This window comes from Tunturiibacter lichenicola (assembly GCF_051013355.1).
GTDB classification, from domain to species: Bacteria; Acidobacteriota; Terriglobia; order Terriglobales; family Acidobacteriaceae; genus Edaphobacter; species Edaphobacter lichenicola_F.
In genome coordinates this window covers 3380300-3397861 of the sequence record NZ_CP132944.1, presented here as the reverse complement: position 1 = coordinate 3397861, position 17562 = coordinate 3380300, and the positions used below count along the sequence as shown (strand labels likewise).

General features: G+C 58.0%; 17 protein-coding genes and 1 pseudogene. 11 read left to right on the top strand and 7 right to left on the bottom strand.

The features are described 5' to 3' along the window. From RBB82_RS14300 to kdsA, 4 genes are all read left to right on the top strand, one after another. Positions 1 to 1413, top strand: a complete 1413-nt coding sequence (locus tag RBB82_RS14300) for a flavin monoamine oxidase family protein (RefSeq protein ID WP_433975386.1) — start codon at positions 1 to 3, stop codon at positions 1411 to 1413. A gap of 150 nt (positions 1414 to 1563) precedes the next feature. Next, positions 1564 to 4590 carry a formate dehydrogenase subunit alpha gene (gene fdhF, locus RBB82_RS14295; protein WP_433971315.1) on the top strand — a complete coding sequence of 1009 codons (3027 nt, stop codon included), beginning with the start codon at positions 1564 to 1566 and terminating at the stop codon, positions 4588 to 4590. 27 nt (positions 4591 to 4617) lie between these two features. Beyond that, positions 4618 to 5076 carry a DUF1641 domain-containing protein gene (locus RBB82_RS14290; protein WP_433971314.1) on the top strand — a complete coding sequence of 153 codons (459 nt, stop codon included), beginning with the start codon at positions 4618 to 4620 and terminating at the stop codon, positions 5074 to 5076. A 53-nt stretch (positions 5077 to 5129) separates the two neighbouring features. Continuing rightward, positions 5130 to 5978, top strand: a complete 849-nt coding sequence (gene kdsA / locus RBB82_RS14285) for a 3-deoxy-8-phosphooctulonate synthase (RefSeq protein WP_433971313.1) — start codon at positions 5130 to 5132, stop codon at positions 5976 to 5978. 184 nt (positions 5979 to 6162) lie between these two features. On the opposite strand, the gene RBB82_RS14280 is transcribed toward kdsA, so the two are convergent. Further along, positions 6163 to 7071, bottom strand: a complete 909-nt coding sequence (locus tag RBB82_RS14280) for an OmpA family protein (protein WP_433971312.1) — start codon at positions 7069 to 7071, stop codon at positions 6163 to 6165. 221 nt (positions 7072 to 7292) lie between these two features. Then, positions 7293 to 7895: a DUF2393 family protein gene (locus RBB82_RS14275; RefSeq protein ID WP_433971311.1), complete on the bottom strand. Its 603-nt coding sequence runs from the start codon at positions 7893 to 7895 to the stop codon at positions 7293 to 7295. A gap of 214 nt (positions 7896 to 8109) precedes the next feature. On the opposite strand from RBB82_RS14275, the gene RBB82_RS14270 reads away from it, so the two are divergent. Continuing rightward, complete coding sequence (locus RBB82_RS14270) at positions 8110 to 8250, top strand: hypothetical protein (RefSeq protein WP_433971310.1); 141 nt, start codon at positions 8110 to 8112, stop codon at positions 8248 to 8250. A 21-nt stretch (positions 8251 to 8271) separates the two neighbouring features. Here the strand turns inward: RBB82_RS14270 and RBB82_RS14265 are convergent, their stop codons facing one another. Beyond that, positions 8272 to 9027, bottom strand: a complete 756-nt coding sequence (locus RBB82_RS14265; RefSeq protein ID WP_433971309.1) for an ATP-binding protein — start codon at positions 9025 to 9027, stop codon at positions 8272 to 8274. Between the two features lie 202 nt (positions 9028 to 9229). Here RBB82_RS14265 and rpmE point away from each other — a divergent pair, with 202 nt between their 5' ends. Both rpmE and RBB82_RS14255 read left to right on the top strand, forming a co-directional pair. After that, positions 9230 to 9466, top strand: coding sequence for a 50S ribosomal protein L31 (gene rpmE, locus RBB82_RS14260; RefSeq protein WP_179586303.1), 237 nt, complete (start codon positions 9230 to 9232; stop codon positions 9464 to 9466). Between the two features lie 91 nt (positions 9467 to 9557). Beyond that, on the top strand, positions 9558 to 10853 hold the full coding sequence (locus RBB82_RS14255; protein ID WP_433971308.1) for a tRNA dihydrouridine synthase: 1296 nt from the start codon (positions 9558 to 9560) through the stop codon (positions 10851 to 10853). Here the strand turns inward: RBB82_RS14255 and RBB82_RS14250 are convergent. The 4 genes from RBB82_RS14250 to RBB82_RS14235 are packed head-to-tail and all read right to left on the bottom strand — an operon-like array spanning position 10850 to position 14277. Next, the gene (locus RBB82_RS14250) at positions 10850 to 11632 is read right to left on the bottom strand and encodes a copper resistance protein NlpE N-terminal domain-containing protein (RefSeq protein ID WP_433971307.1); all 783 of its coding nucleotides are present in this window, start codon (positions 11630 to 11632) and stop codon (positions 10850 to 10852) included. The two genes, RBB82_RS14255 and RBB82_RS14250, sit on opposite strands and share 4 nt — an antisense overlap. Positions 11633 to 11660: 28 nt before the next feature. After that, positions 11661 to 13253: a hypothetical protein gene (locus tag RBB82_RS14245; protein ID WP_433971306.1), complete on the bottom strand. Its 1593-nt coding sequence runs from the start codon at positions 13251 to 13253 to the stop codon at positions 11661 to 11663. A 56-nt stretch (positions 13254 to 13309) separates the two neighbouring features. Next, complete coding sequence (locus RBB82_RS14240) at positions 13310 to 13732, bottom strand: GNAT family N-acetyltransferase (protein WP_433971305.1); 423 nt, start codon at positions 13730 to 13732, stop codon at positions 13310 to 13312. An 11-nt stretch (positions 13733 to 13743) separates the two neighbouring features. Next, positions 13744 to 14277 (bottom strand): YfiT family bacillithiol transferase, encoded by a 534-nt coding sequence (locus RBB82_RS14235; protein WP_433971304.1) that lies wholly within the window; start codon positions 14275 to 14277, stop codon positions 13744 to 13746. Positions 14278 to 14363: 86 nt separating this feature from the next. On the opposite strand from RBB82_RS14235, the gene RBB82_RS14230 reads away from it, so the two are divergent. The 4 genes and pseudogenes from RBB82_RS14230 to RBB82_RS14215 all read left to right on the top strand — a co-directional run bounded on the left by RBB82_RS14230 (position 14364) and on the right by RBB82_RS14215 (position 17506). Then, the gene (locus RBB82_RS14230; RefSeq protein ID WP_433971303.1) at positions 14364 to 15233 is read left to right on the top strand and encodes a glycoside hydrolase domain-containing protein; all 870 of its coding nucleotides are present in this window, start codon (positions 14364 to 14366) and stop codon (positions 15231 to 15233) included. 120 nt (positions 15234 to 15353) lie between these two features. Continuing rightward, positions 15354 to 16794: pseudogene (gene tldD / locus RBB82_RS14225) on the top strand (metalloprotease TldD). Then, positions 16794 to 17102 carry a hypothetical protein gene (locus tag RBB82_RS14220; RefSeq protein WP_433971302.1) on the top strand — a complete coding sequence of 103 codons (309 nt, stop codon included), beginning with the start codon at positions 16794 to 16796 and terminating at the stop codon, positions 17100 to 17102. The pseudogene tldD and the gene RBB82_RS14220 overlap by 1 nt, the downstream one beginning before the upstream one ends. 95 nt (positions 17103 to 17197) lie before the next feature. Beyond that, on the top strand, positions 17198 to 17506 hold the full coding sequence (locus tag RBB82_RS14215; protein ID WP_433971300.1) for a hypothetical protein: 309 nt from the start codon (positions 17198 to 17200) through the stop codon (positions 17504 to 17506). The last annotated feature ends 56 nt before the right edge of the window (positions 17507 to 17562 follow it).

Here is a 17562-nt window from a genome sequence, read left to right as displayed (position 1 = left end):
CTGGCGACACTTTCATCGGAACTTACTGACCGCGCATCTAACTTCGAAATGACGACTGAAACGAACGACGTTGTAATAGTTGGCGCGGGTATGGCTGGCCTCACTGCCGCGCGGGCGTTGGCAGAGGCGGGCTTGCGAGTGCTGGTGATTGAGGCGCAGGAGCGAATCGGTGGTCGCATCTTGACCCAGCACGTTGGAGGCGAGGCGCTTGAGCTTGGTGCGGAGTTCATTCACGGCAGACCGCCTGAGTTGTGGGCACTGATCGATGAGGCGGGGCTCGAGACATATGAACGAGGTGGAGCGCAGATCTGCTTTGAGGATGGTGCGCTGAACCAGTGCGGCAGCGAGATGGAAGAAGTGTTTGAACCTCTGGAAAAGCTGGAGCACTTCGATGGACCAGACATCAGCTTCGCTGAATACCTTGACCGCGAAAAAGTTTCTGAAGAAGACCGAGGCCGGATGATCGGCTACGTGGAGGGGTTCAACGCGGCAGACCATCGCGTCGTAAGCGCGGCGTCACTCGGCGCACAGCAAAAAGCAGAGGACGCTAGCGAAGGAGACCGCATCTACCGGCTGCGACGAGGATATGACCAACTTCCCGCATATCTCATGCAACAGATCGTCGAGCATAAGGGTAAGGTACAAACTGGAACACCTGTGCGCGCCATTAATTGGCAATCCGGGCACGTAGAGGTCGTCACCGATGCGTATACTTTCCGAGCTGCGAAGGCGGTTGTGACGTTGCCATTAGGCGTATTGCAAAACGGAAGCGTCGCCATTACCCCTGAACCGGGATTGATGCTAAAGACAGCCAGCCGCCTGCGTATGGGCCAGGTTTGCCGTTTCACTCTGCTCTTCCGCGAGCCATTCTGGAGATCTTTACTGCCACAACCTGGGCTAAGCGAGATGAGCTTTCTCTTCTCGTTTTCAGAGACGCCGCCTGTGTGGTGGACGCCGCATCCAGAGGCAAGCAACAGCATCACTGGATGGGTCGGAGGCCCACGTTCGCAGGCGCTGGCAAGCATGAACGCAAACGAGCTTGGCGTTCATGCCTGCGCCACACTCGCCAGTATATTTGGCCTGACACACAATCACGTTCACGGATTATTGCTGGGCTGCTACACGCATAACTGGCAAAACGATGCATTTAGCGGCGGCGCGTATAGTTACGTCGCAACCGGTGGCCTGAACGCCTCGAGGCAGATGGCCGAGCCGGTGGCAAACACCCTCTACTTCGCGGGGGAACACACCGATATGACAGGGCACTGGGGAACGGTCCACGCGGCGATGCGGTCAGGGCTGCGAACGGCTGCTCAGATTCTCGGACTTGAAGGTATGAAAACCGAGATCCTTCATGAGCGACGAAGATTAACAACGACGCAATCACCAAAGTCCATCTCAGATGTGCCGTAACATCGTCCGTCGTTCGATGCTTCAGAATACTCAGCCGGATGCATCTTTTTGTCACGGATTTGTCAATGCAAGTTAGGTGTAATGTGGAAGAGATAGAGTGGTTTGACAGACGAAACACCTGTTATGCTGCTCTGCATCTTCGAGGGTCCAATGGCTATCACGAAATCGCTGCTGAATACTCCCGCCGATCATACGCCCAACACAAGGTTGACCATCGATGGGTTGGAAGTTCCTGGCCACGCGGGCGAACTGCTGATCGACTTGCTGAACAGCCGCACCGCTGTCAACGCGCAGAAGCCTGTGCCGCAGGTGTGCTATCTCCAGCAGATGGGCCCAATTCAGAGCTGCGATACCTGCATGGTGAAGGTTAACGGTGAACTGGTCCGCGCGTGCGCGACTCGAGTTGCCGGCGGAATGAAGGTTGAGACCATCGGTGAGACCGTTGACATCGCGCAGCGCGAGGCATTCGATCGCATCCTGCAAAACCACATGCTCTACTGCACGGTCTGCGACAACAACAATCAGAACTGCACGGTCCACAATACGACGGCTGTGCTGGATGTAAAGCATCAGTCGCGCGAGTACATACGCAAGCCATACGAGAAGGACATGTCGAATCCGTTCTACCGGTACGACCCTGACCAGTGCATCCTATGCGGTCGTTGCGTGGAGTCGTGCCAGAACGTGCAGGTAAATGAGACGCTGTCGATCGACTGGGAGAGCGACCATCCGCGTGTGCTGTGGGACGGCGGGATGCAGATCGAAGGTTCCAGCTGCGTCTCCTGCGGGCATTGTGTAACGGTCTGTCCGTGCAATGCGCTGATGGAAAAAACGATGTTGGGCGAGGCAGGCTACATGACCGACCTCCCAGCCGCCGCGTTGAACAACATGATCGATGTCGTCAAGGGAGTTGAGCCTCCGATCGGGTACGGACCGATTCTTTCGCTCTCCGAGATGGAGTCGGAGATGCGCACCGAGCGCACCAAGCGCACCAAGACCGTCTGCACCTACTGCGCCGTGGGATGCAGCTTTGAAGTCTGGACGAAAAAACGTCACATCTTGAAGATCGAGCCAACGCACGGACCGGCGAATGGAATTTCGACCTGCGTGAAGGGCAAGTTCGCCTGGGGACACATCAACTCCGATGACCGGCTCGTGAAGCCGCTTCTGCGTGATGGCGAGACCTTCCGCGAGATCGAGTGGTCGGAGGCACTCGACATCATCGAGCACACCTTCAAACGCATCAAGACGGAGCACGGGCCGGATGCTCTCGCATTCATCGCTTCGTCAAAGTGCACGAATGAAGAGAGCTACGTGATGCAGAAGCTCGCGCGTGGAGTGATCGGCACCAACAATGTCGACAACTGCGCTCGCTACTGTCAGAACCCAGCGACCATGGGACTGCAGCGAACGGTAGGGTATGGCGGCGACTCAGGTTCGATCGCGGATATCGAAAGAGCAGGATTGATCCTCATCGTGGGAGCTAATCCGGCGGAGAACCACCCTGTGCTTTGCACACGGGTCAAGCGGTCACACAAACATCGCGGACAGCGGCTGATTGTCGCCGACCTGCGCAAGCACGAGATGGCGGAGCGCGCCGATATCTTCTTCCGTCCTAACCCGTCAACCGACGCGGTATGGATGTGCGCCGTCTCGAAGTACATCATCGACAGCGGCCTCGCGAAGATGGACTTCATCAATCAATGGGTGAATCACTTCGACGAGTTCAAGAAGTCGCTCGAACCGTTCACGATGGAGTATGCGGAGAAGATCACCGGTGTTCCCGCAACGACGCTGACAACGGTCGCGCATGAGATCGCAGCCGCCGATGGCACCTGCATCCTGTTTGCAATGGGAGTAACGCAGCACTGCGGCGGCTCGGACACTGCAACTGCGCTCTCGAACCTGCTTCTGGTGACAGGCAACTACATGCGGCCAGGCGCGGGAGCTTATCCTCTGCGCGGGCACAACAACGTGCAGGGAGCCAGCGACTACGGCTCTATGCCGAACGTATTTTCCGGATATCAGAAGGTGGACGACCCAGAGGTTCGCACAAAGTTCGAGGCCGATTGGGGCGTTACATTGCCCACCACAATCGGAAAAGACAACCACATGATGATCGAAGCCATTCTGGCGGGCACGCTGAAGGCGCTGTACATCAAAGGCGAAGACACGATCACCTCGGACTCCAACGCGAACTATGTTGCCAGTGCGCTCGAGAAGCTGGACTTTTTCATCGTGCAGGACATCAACTTCTCTGAGACCTGCCGGTATGCTGACCTGGTCTTGCCTGCGGCGGCGTCGATCGAGAAGGATGGAACCTTCACCAGCACGGAGCGCCGCATTCAGCGCATCAACAAGGCGATGGAGCCGCTAGGCGAATCAAAGGCCGATTGGGAGATCATTCAACTGATCGCCAACCGGATGGGAGGCAACTGGAACTACACACATCCCTCCGAGATCATGGATGAGATCGCACGATTGACTCCGCTATTTGCCGGCGTGAGCTACAAGAGACTCGAAGGCTTCGACAGCCTGCAATGGCCGGTGCATGCGGACGGCACCGATACACCCTTGCTGTTTACCGACGGCTTCCCCTTTCCAGATAAAAAGGCCCGGTTCTATCCGATCGAGTACATCCCACCATCGGAGGAGACGAGCAATATCTACGATCTGCATCTGAACAATGGCCGCCTGCTGGAGCACTTCGAACAAGGCAGCATGACCTTTCGTACGCCAGGTATTCGCGAGATCACACCAAATAGCTGGATCGAAGTTTCACCGGAGTTGGCGGCCGAGCGCGGCGTTACCACAGGCCGCTATGTACAAGTGACTTCACCGCACGGCAAAGCTCGCGTGCAGGTTCTGGTATCGGATCGCGTGAAGGGCAAGCAGCTTTATATGACGTTGAACTCGGTAGATGAGCCGGTGAATCGGCTGACCAGCAGCTTTACTGATCGCCAGACTCACACTCCTGCCTTCAAGGAGACCGCGGTAAGCATGACTGTTCTGCCGGAGCAAGGCGAGAACCCCCTGCCACGCAGAAACTTCCGTTACGGCACCCGCACCCCGCAATCGGGGCTTGAGATCGAACGCAAGTGGGCGCGCAAAGACTACCATCTGCCCGGAACAGCCATCGCCGACAAACTCGTTCAGATCACCTCCACTACCGTTTAAAGTTCGCTACCACTTTCAGGAGTCGTCATGGCCAAACCCATCGCTTTCAAACCAGTCACCGTCGACTTCAAGGCCGATCTTCTGCGCAAGCTGGAGAAGGCCCCGGGCGAACACGCCGAAGCGCTACTGCTGGCCTACGACGTGCTCGAAGCTGCACATGAGGCGGGGGTGCTCGATCTGCTGCACGGTGCGATCGGCGCGAAAGACACTATCATCACAACTCTGTCGAAGTATGCCGCGCAACCTGAGGGCATCGCAGCGATACGGAATCTCCTGACCGCCGCGAAGATCCTGACCGAACTCGATCCTGATGCGCTCGGTCGGATGATGAAGGCGATGACGAGCGCGACCAGGGAGCACAAGAAGGAGCAGAAGCCCCCTAGCCTGTTCCAGCTTGCCAAACGAGCCACGAGCGAAGACAGCCGCCGCGGCCTTTCGTTCATGACACTGGTGCTCTCTGGCCTGGGGAAGTCCCTAAAGAGCTAGCCGCGCGTTAGCGGTGGCTCTTGCAGCGCCTCAGCTATGGTCAAATGATAGACGTGACTCATTCCTTCGACATCGGCAGTACTCCCCACCAGGTCCCGGTAGGCCGGGGCAAACTCTTTCTCATTGCCGGCCCGTGTGTACTGGAATCCGAGAGCCACGCGCGCATGCTCGCCGACTCCATTCAGCGCATCACCTCCGACCTCGGCATTCCCTACATCTTCAAAGCAAGCTACGACAAGGCTAATCGCACCTCAATCAAGAGCTTTCGCGGCCCTGGGTTGGTTGAGGGCTGCCGCATCCTCCGTGCCATAGGCGACAGCACCGGCCTACCAGTGTTAACCGATGTCCACACTGCCGTCGACTGCGCGGCCGTAGCCGAAGCCGTCAATGTACTGCAGATTCCGGCGTTTCTCTGTCGTCAGACAGACCTGCTCATCGCTGCGGCCGAAGCAACGCGTCAAACCGGCGGCGCAATCAACGTAAAGAAGGGCCAGTTCGTAGCGCCCTGGGATATGCGGCACGCTGTCGAGAAGATTCGCGAGAGCGGCAACGATCGAGTCTCGCTGACAGAACGCGGCGCCAGCTTCGGCTACAACAACCTCGTAGTCGATATGCGCTCATTGCCGGTCATGCGCGGCTTCGCGCCGGTCGTCTTCGACGGAACGCACTCCGTCCAGACACCTTCCGCCGGAAACGGCGTCAGTGGTGGCCAACCCGAGTTCATCCCCATGCTGACCCGGGCAGCCGTAGCGGCCGGTGTCGATGGAGTTTTTCTCGAAGTTCACGAAAATCCCGCACAAGCGAAGTCCGATGGGGCCAACGCACTTCATCTCAATAAGCTGAAGGCTGTATTGGAGCAGTTGCTCGCTGTCCACGCCGCCGTAGCCAACGCCGCACCGTAAGCTACCAACGCCCGAACAGCAAGCGGATCAAAATATCTACCAGGTTAAAAAAAGCGGCCCCTCATTGAGGGGCCAATCTGCCTTGGTTCTCTCTGGTTAGGAGAGGTTTTTGCGAGTGCGCTCTAGGTCGCTATCTCGGCAAACTTGCGGGCGGTATTGAATTCATACCGCCCTAGGGGGAGGGCTACTGATTCACCTCTTGTGGTGAACTTGCACCCGACGGGGAAGCCTTGGGAGCAGTAGCATTCGAAGCTGAGGTGCTACCCATAGTTGCGAGGCTGTTATGGAGCAGCGTCACGCGTACACCATTCACAATTGCCTCTTCTCCATCTGCGGGCTTGACGGTGTTCTTGCCAAGACCGGACTTATAAATGCGATAAACCGGTACCTGATGCTCGGTGACGAGGTAGCGAACTACTGAATCGGCCATCGCCTGAGACGTCTGCACACCGCTACGGCTGTAACCTTGAACCTCGATGATGTAGCCCTTCTCGCCCGCCAAAGTCGTAGCGAGAGCGTCGAGATCAGACTTGCCGCTCGGTCCGAGAGAGGTACGGCCGCTAGCGAACTTTACAGAAGTTGCAGATACGGTCTGATACTGATCCAGATTGCCTACCGTGTTGCCAAGGGAGTCGGTACGGTTGCTCGCGTTGCCTGCCAGCGTGTTAGCCGCGTTGGCTCGATTTGCTGCGTCCTGCGCATGCTGATCGGCGGTGTTTGCCGTGTTCATTGCGTTCTTGATGCCAGCCTGCGACCGTGCATCTACATCCTTAATGTCATTTGCATTCTTTGCCTGAAGCTGATCAAGCTCGTTTACCTGACCCTTGATCGGATCGGTCTGGCGTTTTACCCACTTCTTGCGGGCGAGGGGGTTCATATGACCCCAGAAACCTTCCTTTGACTGATCCGTCAGAGGTTTACCTGTTGCGTAGGTCGCACTATCCGTAGAATTCGCTGCACTTGAGGTCGAGCTGGCTGCTGCCTGATCCTGAGACTGAGCTGCCGGGGCGCTCGTCTGAGCGAAGGCTGACATACCTAACGCGCTACCTAACAGTAAAGCTGGGAGGCCGAAAGTGTTTCCGGATTTCATCATCTGATTTGCTCTCCTATCCTGGTCGGTGCGTCTGTATTCCAGACGTCAACATGCACTTGCTAGAGCAGGTAGGATGCCAAACTTGATGATTTTTCAAACTACTGAAAATAAGCAACTTGTAATCTATCTACAACTTTAGAGTACTGGGACATTACATCCGACTCACGCAAAAAGTTCCCGAGCGGCCAGTAACTATTACCCGGTCGAAAAGTTCGGCCCCTCTACTTTGTCTCGACCCGGACGATATGAACCTCGGGCATCTGGGTGTTCCAATTCGCCGGGATACTCTCGAAGATAAGGCGAAAGTCCCGCTCGTCACCCGGCTTCAAGGGCGAAGCTTCAACCGACTGGGTGTCGATATATGGCTCACGCGTACGGATGAGAGAAAGGGGCAGCGTCTCCACCTGTGGCGGCATAGCTTCGTCGTTGCGGAAGAGCACCTGCACGGTAACTCCGGAGACGGTCTGGCTACCGGTGTTCTGGATGTGTCCGTCGATGAAAGTTGACTTCCCGCCCGAGAGGCTGGTGGATTCGCTCATCGCAAGTTGTGTAAGCGAGAGATCGGCAGCATAGGCCGCCAGTGGCTGAATGGTATTAGGAGGAAGTTGTGGCTTATGGCGAGTCGCAAACAAGAGCCCAATCACGACTGCCAGCACCGCCAATCCAGCCACGCCCCACACTGCGATAGGAGTTCCGCCACCTTCGGGCGGTTTATTGCTAAACATCGCAGGTTGGCTGACTTTGTTCGTGTCGACGGCGGAAGAACTCGGAGTCTTTGCAGTTGGATCAATCGATGGATCGAGTGGCCGGTGCGGTTCGCTCATAAGCCGAGATTTTATACCCCTTGAGTCCTCCACCGGTCTCCGCGTGGCGTCCCGAAATGAACCGGGCGGTACACGGGGCGGAACTTCGCCGGATTTTCATCACAGACACCCAACTTCTTGATGCATTATCGCGTTTAGGAACATCTATAGGTTGTCAGGTTGATATAGATCAGTCTGTTACAAGCACTTAAACGACATTCAGCGGAGGCCGAAGATGAATGAACAGGATGAAACTCCGATAGACGTTCTGCCGACCTCTGATGCAGCTGAGGCGGTGATTCCAGTCGCTGCCGACCGGCTCTACCAGTTCGCTGCACTGACCGCTGGCTTCCTTCTACTCATCTCGCTGCTGTAATGCCGACAGCAAGGTACGCGGTTAGACAAAGCTTGCGCGCTTGACCCTCTGACGAAAATCTTCCCCCTGCATCTCAACCACAACGCACATCTCCTGCAATCTGGAACGCATGCGTTCGCCGATACGATCCCCTAGCGTCTCCTCGCGCATCACCGAACGAGGTCCACTCTCTATGCCCAACGGCCCGGCATTGGCATAGTTCGTCGTAATGATCGTGGTGCGTCGATCGTTATAACGAGTATTTAGAATGTGCGCGACTGTATCCCACACCCAGTCAGTCGGCTTGGAGGCGCCAAGTTCATCCAGAACAAGTACTTCCGCATCGAACACGGGCGCAAGGATCTCAAGCTCCGTCGCCGAAACCTGCCGGTTGTAGCTGTTTTGGACCTGTTTCAAAAGGTCGCGATAGTCAAAAAAGAGCCCGGTCGCGCCACGCTCCGCCACGAGTGCCTGAAGAATGCCAACCGCGAGATGAGTCTTCCCAACCCCGATCGATCCAGTCAGCAGCAGACCAGTTCCCGCCGTCTCGATTGGATAGCTGTCAACGAACTTTCTCGCACGCAGATGAGCAAGCCCGAGTGACCGGTTCGAGGACGGAAAGTTGGTCTCATAGCTCTCCAAAGAGCAGTGTTCATAGCGTTTTGGGATGTGGGCACGCCCCAGCATCCGCTCAGCGCGGCGCTGCACCCGGCAGACACAGTCTTTGACAAACTGCCTGCCATCCTCCTGCATGATCCGCAGACCCGATCCACCGCATATCGTACAAACTTCACTCATGGCCGTGGTTCCAGTATGGCAGCATCTGAATCCAATTGCCCCCTGTGCGAATCTGAGTTAAACTGAGGAAACTGCTTGAGCGCTCTGAAATAAGGCGCAAGCGGCGGCGCGACAGGCCCTTCGATGTGACGTGAACTCTACCGTTGCAAGCGATCCGCGAGCCGGCAGGCATAATCGAGATCAGAGAAAAGGATTAGTTACCATGCCAAAAGAAGGTATTCACCCGAAGTATGACAACATCCACGTCAAGTGCGCCTGCGGGAACACGTTTGAGACCCGCTCCACGCACAAAGGCGACATCGTCGTCGAAATCTGCTCTGCCTGCCACCCGTTCTTCACCGGCAAGCAGAAGCTTATCGACACCGCAGGTCGCGTCGAGCGCTTCCGCCGCAAGTTCGCCAAGTCGGACGCCGGCAAGGCCGAGACTGCCGCAAAGTAAGCGGACGCCTAAACCACATCGAGGCCTCCGCACACGCGGGGGCCTTTGTTTTGTCTAAACTAAGCAGGAAAGAGAACCACGAGCACTTGCCATGAAGAAGCGTTACACCCTCGAGCAGAAGCGTTGGGACGATCCAGCCGAGCACACGATGCCCGAGCACTCCCGCGTGCCTGCCAGCTTCACCATCGGCAACGTAAAGATCGCCCCCGCGACGGTGCTCGCCCCCATGGCCGGGGTTACCGACACAGTCTTCCGCCGCTTCATCAAGAATGCCAGCCAGTTCACTGATAGGACCGATGGCGCAGGCGACCGCAGAGCGAATGTAGACAGCATGACATCGAACCAACAGTCAGGCTGCGGCCTCATCATGACGGAGTTCACCTCCGCCGACGGCCTCTCCCGCATGCGCGAGACCAAGCGCAAGCGCTACCTCACCTACTACGACGACGAGCACCCGATCTCGGCGCAGCTCTTCGGCTCAAACCCCGTAACGCTGGCCGACTCAGCGCGCATCGTGCAGGACGCTGGCTTCGATCTCGTAGACCTGAATCTCGGCTGCCCAGCCAAGCGCGTCGTCGCGTGCAATGGAGGCTCCGGCCTGCTGCGTGACCTGCCACTGATCGAAACCATCTTCAAGACGGTCCGCGCAGCCGTCACGATTCCCTTCACCGTAAAGTTCCGCATGGGCTGGAACGACAAACACATCGTCTGCGTCGAGCTCGCAAAGATGGCCGAAGACTGCGGCCTCAACGCCGTGGCCCTCCACGCCCGCACCCGCGAAGACGGCTACACCGGCCAGGCCCGTTGGGAGTACATCACAGCGGTAAAAGACGCGGTAAAAATTCCAGTCATAGGCAACGGAGACGTCCGCACCCCCGAAGACGCAGCCGCGATGGTCGACATCACCGGCTGCGACGCCGTCATGATCGGTCGCACCGCGCCGTCAAATCCATGGATCTTTCGTCAGATCGCCCAGTACACCGCCTCGAAGGAAGCAACCGGTGTAGGCACTTACGATCAGCCCACCGATCAGGACCGCTACCGCATGATCCGCACCTACTTCCAGATGCTGGTCGACGAGATCACCATCGAAGAGCGAGCCGAAGCTGCACGCGCCGAAGCCATTACCGCCGCGGGCCAGGTTGCACGCGAGCAACGTCACCGCGACTGCGTCGGCAAGATGAAGCAGTTCGCCAGCTGGTTCACCCACGGTGTCCCCGGCGGCGGCGCACTCCGCAAGCAGATCTTCGAATCGAAGAACGGCGACGCAGTCCTCGGCGCAATCGAAAACTTCTTCTCGAACCGCGAGACGTCTCTCGAAAGGGAAGATGCCGTCGCCGAAATAGACGAAACGATGCTCGCGTCGGCCGCCGCCTACTGCGACTAGTTCACCCGGCGCAACGTTAGATTCATCTTTGAATCAATCGGCTTCTGATCCCGATCAAGCTGAAGGAGCAAACTTCCTTGCCCGCTCACCAGCCACGAGTCCGAGTGCTGCTCATCATCCGGATTGAGTTGATAGACAGTTGCATCAGGATTGGTTGCATCCCCGCGAAGCACCGCCCACTCCCCACGATCCGAGAGCACCACATACCCATGTGGCGCTCCACGATAAGTCTGCGTCCGAACATAAAACGCATACGTCGTGTCGAACTTTCCCTTTGCATACAGCCTCAGCACAGTCTCCAAACCACTGCAGTCCGCACAAGGCAGGGTGCCTTTATAGACACCGTACAAAACTGCCGTCCCTAGCTGCGGAGATCCCAGAGCAACATGCACGCGCACGGAGTACGCAGACGTATCCTGCGGAGCCGCACCTGGCGTCTTTACCGCGCTCTCAAAACCAAACACGAGCGCCGTATCCCCCACAGTCGCCGCGTTGAATCGAAATCGCGCAATCTGCACGGGCACGCGAGCACTCTTGTCTGCAGGAAGCACCTCGTCGTTCAGCGGCGTCAGCGTTGAAGGATTTGGCAGATGAGAGACCCAGCGAAATCCGTTAACCTGCCCGGAAGAAAGCTCCACCTCGAGAGTGTCTCCCAAATTTAAAAACACATCCGTTCTGTTATCCGCGGCACCGAGCGTCACAGTCTTCGCCTGCGCCAATGCAGAAGACATCAGCAACACTGCCACCACCCACAAGGCCAGCCGATTTCGGAGAATCATAAAACCCTCCCACATCAAGAAAGCGATCCTAATCCCTGCTCCGCTTCCGCCAGACAGCCTTCACATTGGCGCGCCAGCGTTCATCGAGCGCCACCAGCGTCCACTCAACACGAGGAGAAAGATACCGCAGCACGACCTCTGTCGCAGGATGAATTCGCAGTGCAGGTGCCACAAGGTAAAGCCGCGGAGGTTCAGTCGACAGCCGCAGCCCGCCGAAGTAGCCATGCCGCTGAAACTCGCCCAGACCGGTAATGTTATCGGGGTTCTGCAGATGATGCCATCGCACTCGAACCCAATAATCAAGCCCCTGCAACGCAAGGTGCAGATCCTCATCGGCTTTCAACTCAATAACCGCCAGCCGTCCATCGTCGGTCACACCAAGCAGGTCCAGCATTCCACGATCAGCAGCTGCAAACGCAGGCACCTGTGTGTAGACATGCTTCGGATTGAGCCGCACGTCAAGCGGCTCCACGTTACGTCGCAACACACTCTCAAGCCAACGCTCAGGCTGCATCCGGTAGAGCGGATCGCGCTTGTCCCCACCAGCAACGCGCCGCGCAAACAGCCTCGCCACCAGCTCACGTAGCTCACCCTCATTCTCCTCGGTCAGCGGAGTCTCATTCGCACCCGCACCAAAGGTGATCTCCTGCGCGCTATTGAACGAGTTGCCCGCATATCCCATCCGCACTCGAGCAAATTCGAGGCCATGCAACAAGAACGCAAGTTCCGTACCACTGCGGAGACGCTGCTCCACGACCTCGCGCATCCCTTCAGGCACAAGAGCCATCACACGCAGCCTCGATTCAGCGAAGCGCGCCTGCGCTGCCTCGTCATTCGGAGCATGCATCAATCGAGTAGTCAGGTTCCCATGATCAGCAGCATCTCGCTGCTCCATCTCTTCAGACTTCTGATCCAGCTCCCACAACTCCCACTGCGCAACGTTCGCATTGAGCCACGCCATCCGCGAAAGAGTCAGCGACGCCATCCCGCGCGGCACGATCAGCTTCAACCCCTGATAGACCCTCCGTCCGTCACCTGACTCCCGGCAATGCTGCAGCCACAAGATCCCCAGCGTCAGGATGCCATCAACCGTAGCTTGCGTCTCCTCCTCGTTCACGGCGATCACAGCCCAGGCCTTCTGCCCCTGCACCAGCGACCCGCGCGCATACGCCGGACCAAAGCTCTTTTCCAAATCCATCGCAGTACGAAATGCATCGGTCTTGAACTCGGGAAAGCTACGCAGAAGCACCCGCTCCATTACCCGCAGATACTTCACTCGAGTCGCCTCGCGCGTGGATGGCGTTCGACGATCGCGATCGGTTACAAGTTCAAGCGTCTGTGGCTTCGTCTGCCCAAAGCGATGCGTACTCAGCCGCAGCACTCCGTTGCGCAGCGTGGTACCACCCACCCGCCGCACAAGATTGCGCTCCTCGCCCCAGAGATGCAACGTGCAGCGACCATGCTCGGTTGCAAGCTTGTACTTTGCCTCGCGCATGTCGAAGAGAACCTTGCCATCTTCAAGCACCACGGCACGAGGTGATTCGGAGAGAAAGGATTCAAGTGCAGCGGAGATCTGCTCCACCGTCTGCACAGGCTCCGCGGAGGAAGCTCTTGGCGGCATAGCCGAACCTTAACACATTTGCGCATGTGCAGCGGAGTGTAGAGAGACGACGGAACCTACAAAGGAAGCTTGAAGTGGAAGTCCGAGATTCGCAAACCATGCCGAAAATAAAATGCGTGAGCCTCGTGGCGATGCGTTCCCGAGTCGAGCATGAAGGTCGTGCATCCGGCTTCCTTCGCCAGCGCGATCAGCCACGTCAACATCGACTCGCCGTGGCCTTTGGAGCGTGCCGCTTCATCGGTAACCAGATCATCCACGTAGAGTGTCTTGCCGCTCCACAGAAGCGTCTGTACGCGAAATCCTGCGACCGCGACGACGGCCTCATCCACTTCAAGAAACGCAAGCTGGTATCCCTCAGCCTGCTGAGTCTGGATGCGGCCTACAAACTCACTTGCAACGAGCATCGGACGCAGCTGTCGCATCACCGAAAAGCAGCGATCGATCTCGCTCGGCATAGTAGCTATCTGAATATTCGCCATGTAGTCGTTCGTTACCAGTTTTCTTTGGCGCGCAGATGCGTAATCTGCGCGACATGATGGCGCGAGTGCCACGCGTAGGTCAGAGCGGCAAGCTCAACCGACACCGGACCATCCTCCGGATGGTTGTACCCTCGCAACCACTGCTGTTCATTGAGAGACTGCAGCAGCATCACCCATCGCGCATGGAGCGCTTCGATCAACTCCAGCGACCACTCGATCGGCGCGGTCATATCATGTAGTTTTGCCCAGGCAGCTTCATCATACGGCTTCACCACAGGCCACTCTTCGGTCAGCGCGAGCTTAACCCGAACAAGCGCATTCATATGGCTGTCCGCAACATGATGCACCACCTGCCGCAACGTCCAGCCACCGTCACGATAGGGAGTACTCAGCTGGGCGAAGCTCAACCCATCAACCGCATTGCGCAGCTGCTCAGGCAGCTCAGCCAGAGTCGCAATCGCCCCGGTGCGTTCATCCGGCGTGATGGTTGCAGGCGCTTCAAACTCGCCTATAGGATACCTCGGGTCAACATCACTCAAAGCCATACGCCCCCTCTACACCTAACATGCAACTTAGCACATGGCGTTGTGTAACCTCTATGAAGATTCTGCTGAGGACCTCAGGCTCAATTATGCGACCGTTTGCAACACACCTCCTTACGTTCTTTGTCACCGCATCGACATTCTGTGCACCACAAAGCCACGCGCAAGCGGCCGCAGCGAAGTCCGCCGCAACCAGCGTCACCTATGTGGGCTTCGACAACAACGAATATCCAGGAGAGGCAGCGCTGCCCGTATTGCACCGGCACCTTGCCTTCGCCGGATACTGGCTTAACAATCCGCCTGGAGAAAAGCACAACAGCTGGCAGGGCAAACGCGATGTCTTACTTCGCAACGGCTTCGGCTTCATAGTGCTCGCCAACGGTCGGCTCGAAGCCGAAATAAAAAAATCAAAACGAACCGGCGTCACACCCGCAGCGCTCGGAGCCAAAGACGCTGAAGACGCCGTCGCAGCCGCAAAGCGCGAACACTTCCCCACGCACACCATCATCTTTCTCGACCAGGAAGAAGGCGGCCGCCTCACCGCCGATCAATCCGCTTACTTCTTCGCATGGACCGAAGAGGTCGCCCGCTCAAGCTACTTTCCCGGCGCCTACGCCAGCGGCCAGCCCGTCAACGACGCACCCGGCAAGACCATCACCACAATTCAGGACATCCGCGAACGAGTCGCAGCGCAGCACCTCCATGAGATCGCGATGTGGGTGTACCAGGACGCCTGCCCCCCAGCCAACGGCTGCACCATGCAACCTCCGCCCCTCTCCGCCAGCGGCACGCCCGACGTCACAGCGTGGCAGTACGCACAGTCTCCCCGCCGCAGGGAGATCACCGCATCCTGCAGCAAAACCTACGCCTCCGACGGCAACTGCTACGCCCCCGAACTCCCCAAATTCACTTTAGATCTAAGTGTTTCCAGCTCCGCCGACCCCTCACACGGCCGCTGAACACTCCAACACGAAGCCCACCCGGCAATCGAGAAAGTATGCCCAAAAGGCATACTCCACCTTCACCCGCGCGACAGTCCTATTTGCCCCAGCCCTCTGCGAAGCCTAGAATCAATCTAGATGACCATACCCCCTCCCGACCACAAACGCTACTTCATCGAGAAACTTGGTTTGTCGGAACGCCTGATGGAACGCTGTCTTGGGGAAGCCCTATCAGCGGGAGGCGAGTACGCTGACCTTTATTTTGAGTCGGTTACCTCAACATCCCTTGGCATCGACGAGTCTCTGGTCAAATCCGCAAGTCAAGGAATCAGCGTAGGTTGTGGCATCCGCGTGGTCTCCGGCGAGCGCACCGGCTACGCCTACACCGACGACCTTTCCAGCGACCGCCTCCTCCGAGCAGCGCGAACTGCGGCCCTGATCGCCAATGGCCCCGCCAAAGAACTGATGAGCGGCTTCCGCCAGACCGACACCCCCTCTCTACCCTGTCGCCGGCGCAACCAGCGACGCCGAGATCGCCGCCAAGCTCGACCTCATCCAGCGCGCCGACAAGGCCGCCCGCGCCTACGACTCTCGAATCACACAGGTTCGAGCCAGCTTCAACGACGAGCTTCGCCGCATCCTCGTCGCCGCCTCTGACGGCACCTTCGCCAGCGATACCCAACCCCTCGCTCGGCTCAACGTCTTCGTCATCGCCCAGGACGGCGTCAACACCGCTCGCGGCACCAGTGGCGGCGGCGGTCGCGTCACCATGGACTTCTTCGAAGGCGACAAGTCTCCCGAACACCACGCCCGCGAGGCCGCCCGAACCGCAATCCTGCAACTGGGAGCCATCGAAGCCCCAGCCGGCGAGATGCCCGTCGTCCTCGGCCCCGGCTGGCCCGGCGTCCTGCTCCATGAAGCCGTCGGTCACGGCCTCGAAGCCGACTTCAACCGCAAAAAGACCTCTGCCTTCGCGGGCCTCATCGGCCAGCAGGTAGCCAGCACCAAGGTCACCGTCGTAGACAATGGCCTCATGCCCGGTCGTCGCGGCTCCATCAACATGGACGACGAAGGCAACCCAACCCAGGAGACCGTCCTCATCGAGAACGGCATCCTCAAAGGCTTCCTCACCGACAAGCTCAACGGTCGCCTGATGAACACCCCCAGCACCGGCAGCGGTCGCCGCGAGAGCTACCACCACATCCCGATGCCCCGCATGACCAACACCTACATGCTCAACGGCGAAGACATGCCCGAAGACATCATCAAGAGCGTCAAGCGTGGTCTCTACGCAGTGAACTTCGGCGGTGGTCAGGTCGACATCACGAACGGCAAATTCGTCTTCTCCGCCAGCGAGGCTTATCTGATCGAAGACGGAAAAGTAACACGGCCAGTCAAGGGAGCAACCTTGATCGGTAACGGTCCTGAAGCGCTGAAGTACGTATCCATGGTCGGAAATGACCTCGCCTTGGATGAGGGCATCGGCACCTGCGGCAAAGCCGGGCAGAGCGTGCCCGTCGGCGTAGGCATGCCCACAGTAAAGCTCGACCGCATGACGGTCGGGGGAACGGGACAATAATGGCAGTCGAACGCGAAAAGATCTACGAGTGCGAAGTAAAACGTCGGCGCGTGAAAGTTGGCGGAGGCTATGAGCCATTCTGGAAGGTAAAGCCGGTCGCGGACGCGTTGGTCGATAACGACACCGAGTTCCGCTGCAAGGACTGCTACGGCGTCGTCAAGCTTCTCGGCCGCAACGGTAAAACCGGCAGCGTCCCCTACGTCGAACACAAGTCCACGGCTGACTCCGAGTACTGCGCCAACGGCCTGCTCTTCAAGAAGGCAACCGACGGCCGAGAGCCCAGACATTCGCAACACCCCGTAGAGTAACGCCACTGTTTTCTGCAAAAACTAACCTCGGCCCCGCACGACACCTGAAAGAACCACTCAACGGTTCGACTAACCGCACCACCCCGAGGTCTCCTATGGCAGCCGAACGTGAAAAATTCTACGAGTGCGAAGTAAAGCGCCGCCGTGTCAGAGCGACCGGTGGCTATGAGTCATTCTGGAAAGTTAAGCCCATCGCGGTAGCGCTCGAAGACAACGACACAGAGTTCCGCTGCATGAGCTGCGGTGGCGCGGTGAAGCTCTTCAAGCGCCGCTCCGAAGACGGCCCAGCAACCCACATCGAACACAAGCTGAAGACCGACTCCGAGTATTGCGCCGCAGGCATGTACTTCCTCAAGGCCACGGATGGCCGCCAGGCAAGACCTTCCGCAGCGCCCGTCCGTTAGCGGAGGCTCGCCGCCGGACGGAAGGATACAGCCGCATCGAGGGCACGTTCAGGCCC

What these genes read in the sequence shown, in the direction of transcription:
- fdhF (WP_433971315.1), top strand. Translation starts at nt 1,564, where the DNA reads ATGGCTATCACGAAATCGCTGCTGAATACTCCCGCCGATCATACGCCC.
- RBB82_RS14290 (WP_433971314.1), top strand. Translation starts at nt 4,618, where the DNA reads ATGGCCAAACCCATCGCTTTCAAACCAGTCACCGTCGACTTCAAGGCC.
- RBB82_RS14280 (WP_433971312.1), bottom strand. Translation starts at nt 7,071, where the DNA reads ATGATGAAATCCGGAAACACTTTCGGCCTCCCAGCTTTACTGTTAGGT.
- RBB82_RS14275 (WP_433971311.1), bottom strand. Translation starts at nt 7,895, where the DNA reads ATGAGCGAACCGCACCGGCCACTCGATCCATCGATTGATCCAACTGCA.
- RBB82_RS14270 (WP_433971310.1), top strand. Translation starts at nt 8,110, where the DNA reads ATGAATGAACAGGATGAAACTCCGATAGACGTTCTGCCGACCTCTGAT.
- RBB82_RS14265 (WP_433971309.1), bottom strand. Translation starts at nt 9,027, where the DNA reads ATGAGTGAAGTTTGTACGATATGCGGTGGATCGGGTCTGCGGATCATG.
- rpmE (WP_179586303.1), top strand. Translation starts at nt 9,230, where the DNA reads ATGCCAAAAGAAGGTATTCACCCGAAGTATGACAACATCCACGTCAAG.
- RBB82_RS14255 (WP_433971308.1), top strand. Translation starts at nt 9,558, where the DNA reads ATGAAGAAGCGTTACACCCTCGAGCAGAAGCGTTGGGACGATCCAGCC.
- RBB82_RS14250 (WP_433971307.1), bottom strand. Translation starts at nt 11,632, where the DNA reads ATGATTCTCCGAAATCGGCTGGCCTTGTGGGTGGTGGCAGTGTTGCTG.
- RBB82_RS14245 (WP_433971306.1), bottom strand. Translation starts at nt 13,253, where the DNA reads ATGCCGCCAAGAGCTTCCTCCGCGGAGCCTGTGCAGACGGTGGAGCAG.
- RBB82_RS14240 (WP_433971305.1), bottom strand. Translation starts at nt 13,732, where the DNA reads ATGGCGAATATTCAGATAGCTACTATGCCGAGCGAGATCGATCGCTGC.
- RBB82_RS14235 (WP_433971304.1), bottom strand. Translation starts at nt 14,277, where the DNA reads ATGGCTTTGAGTGATGTTGACCCGAGGTATCCTATAGGCGAGTTTGAA.
- RBB82_RS14230 (WP_433971303.1), top strand. Translation starts at nt 14,364, where the DNA reads ATGCGACCGTTTGCAACACACCTCCTTACGTTCTTTGTCACCGCATCG.
- RBB82_RS14220 (WP_433971302.1), top strand. Translation starts at nt 16,794, where the DNA reads ATGGCAGTCGAACGCGAAAAGATCTACGAGTGCGAAGTAAAACGTCGG.
- RBB82_RS14215 (WP_433971300.1), top strand. Translation starts at nt 17,198, where the DNA reads ATGGCAGCCGAACGTGAAAAATTCTACGAGTGCGAAGTAAAGCGCCGC.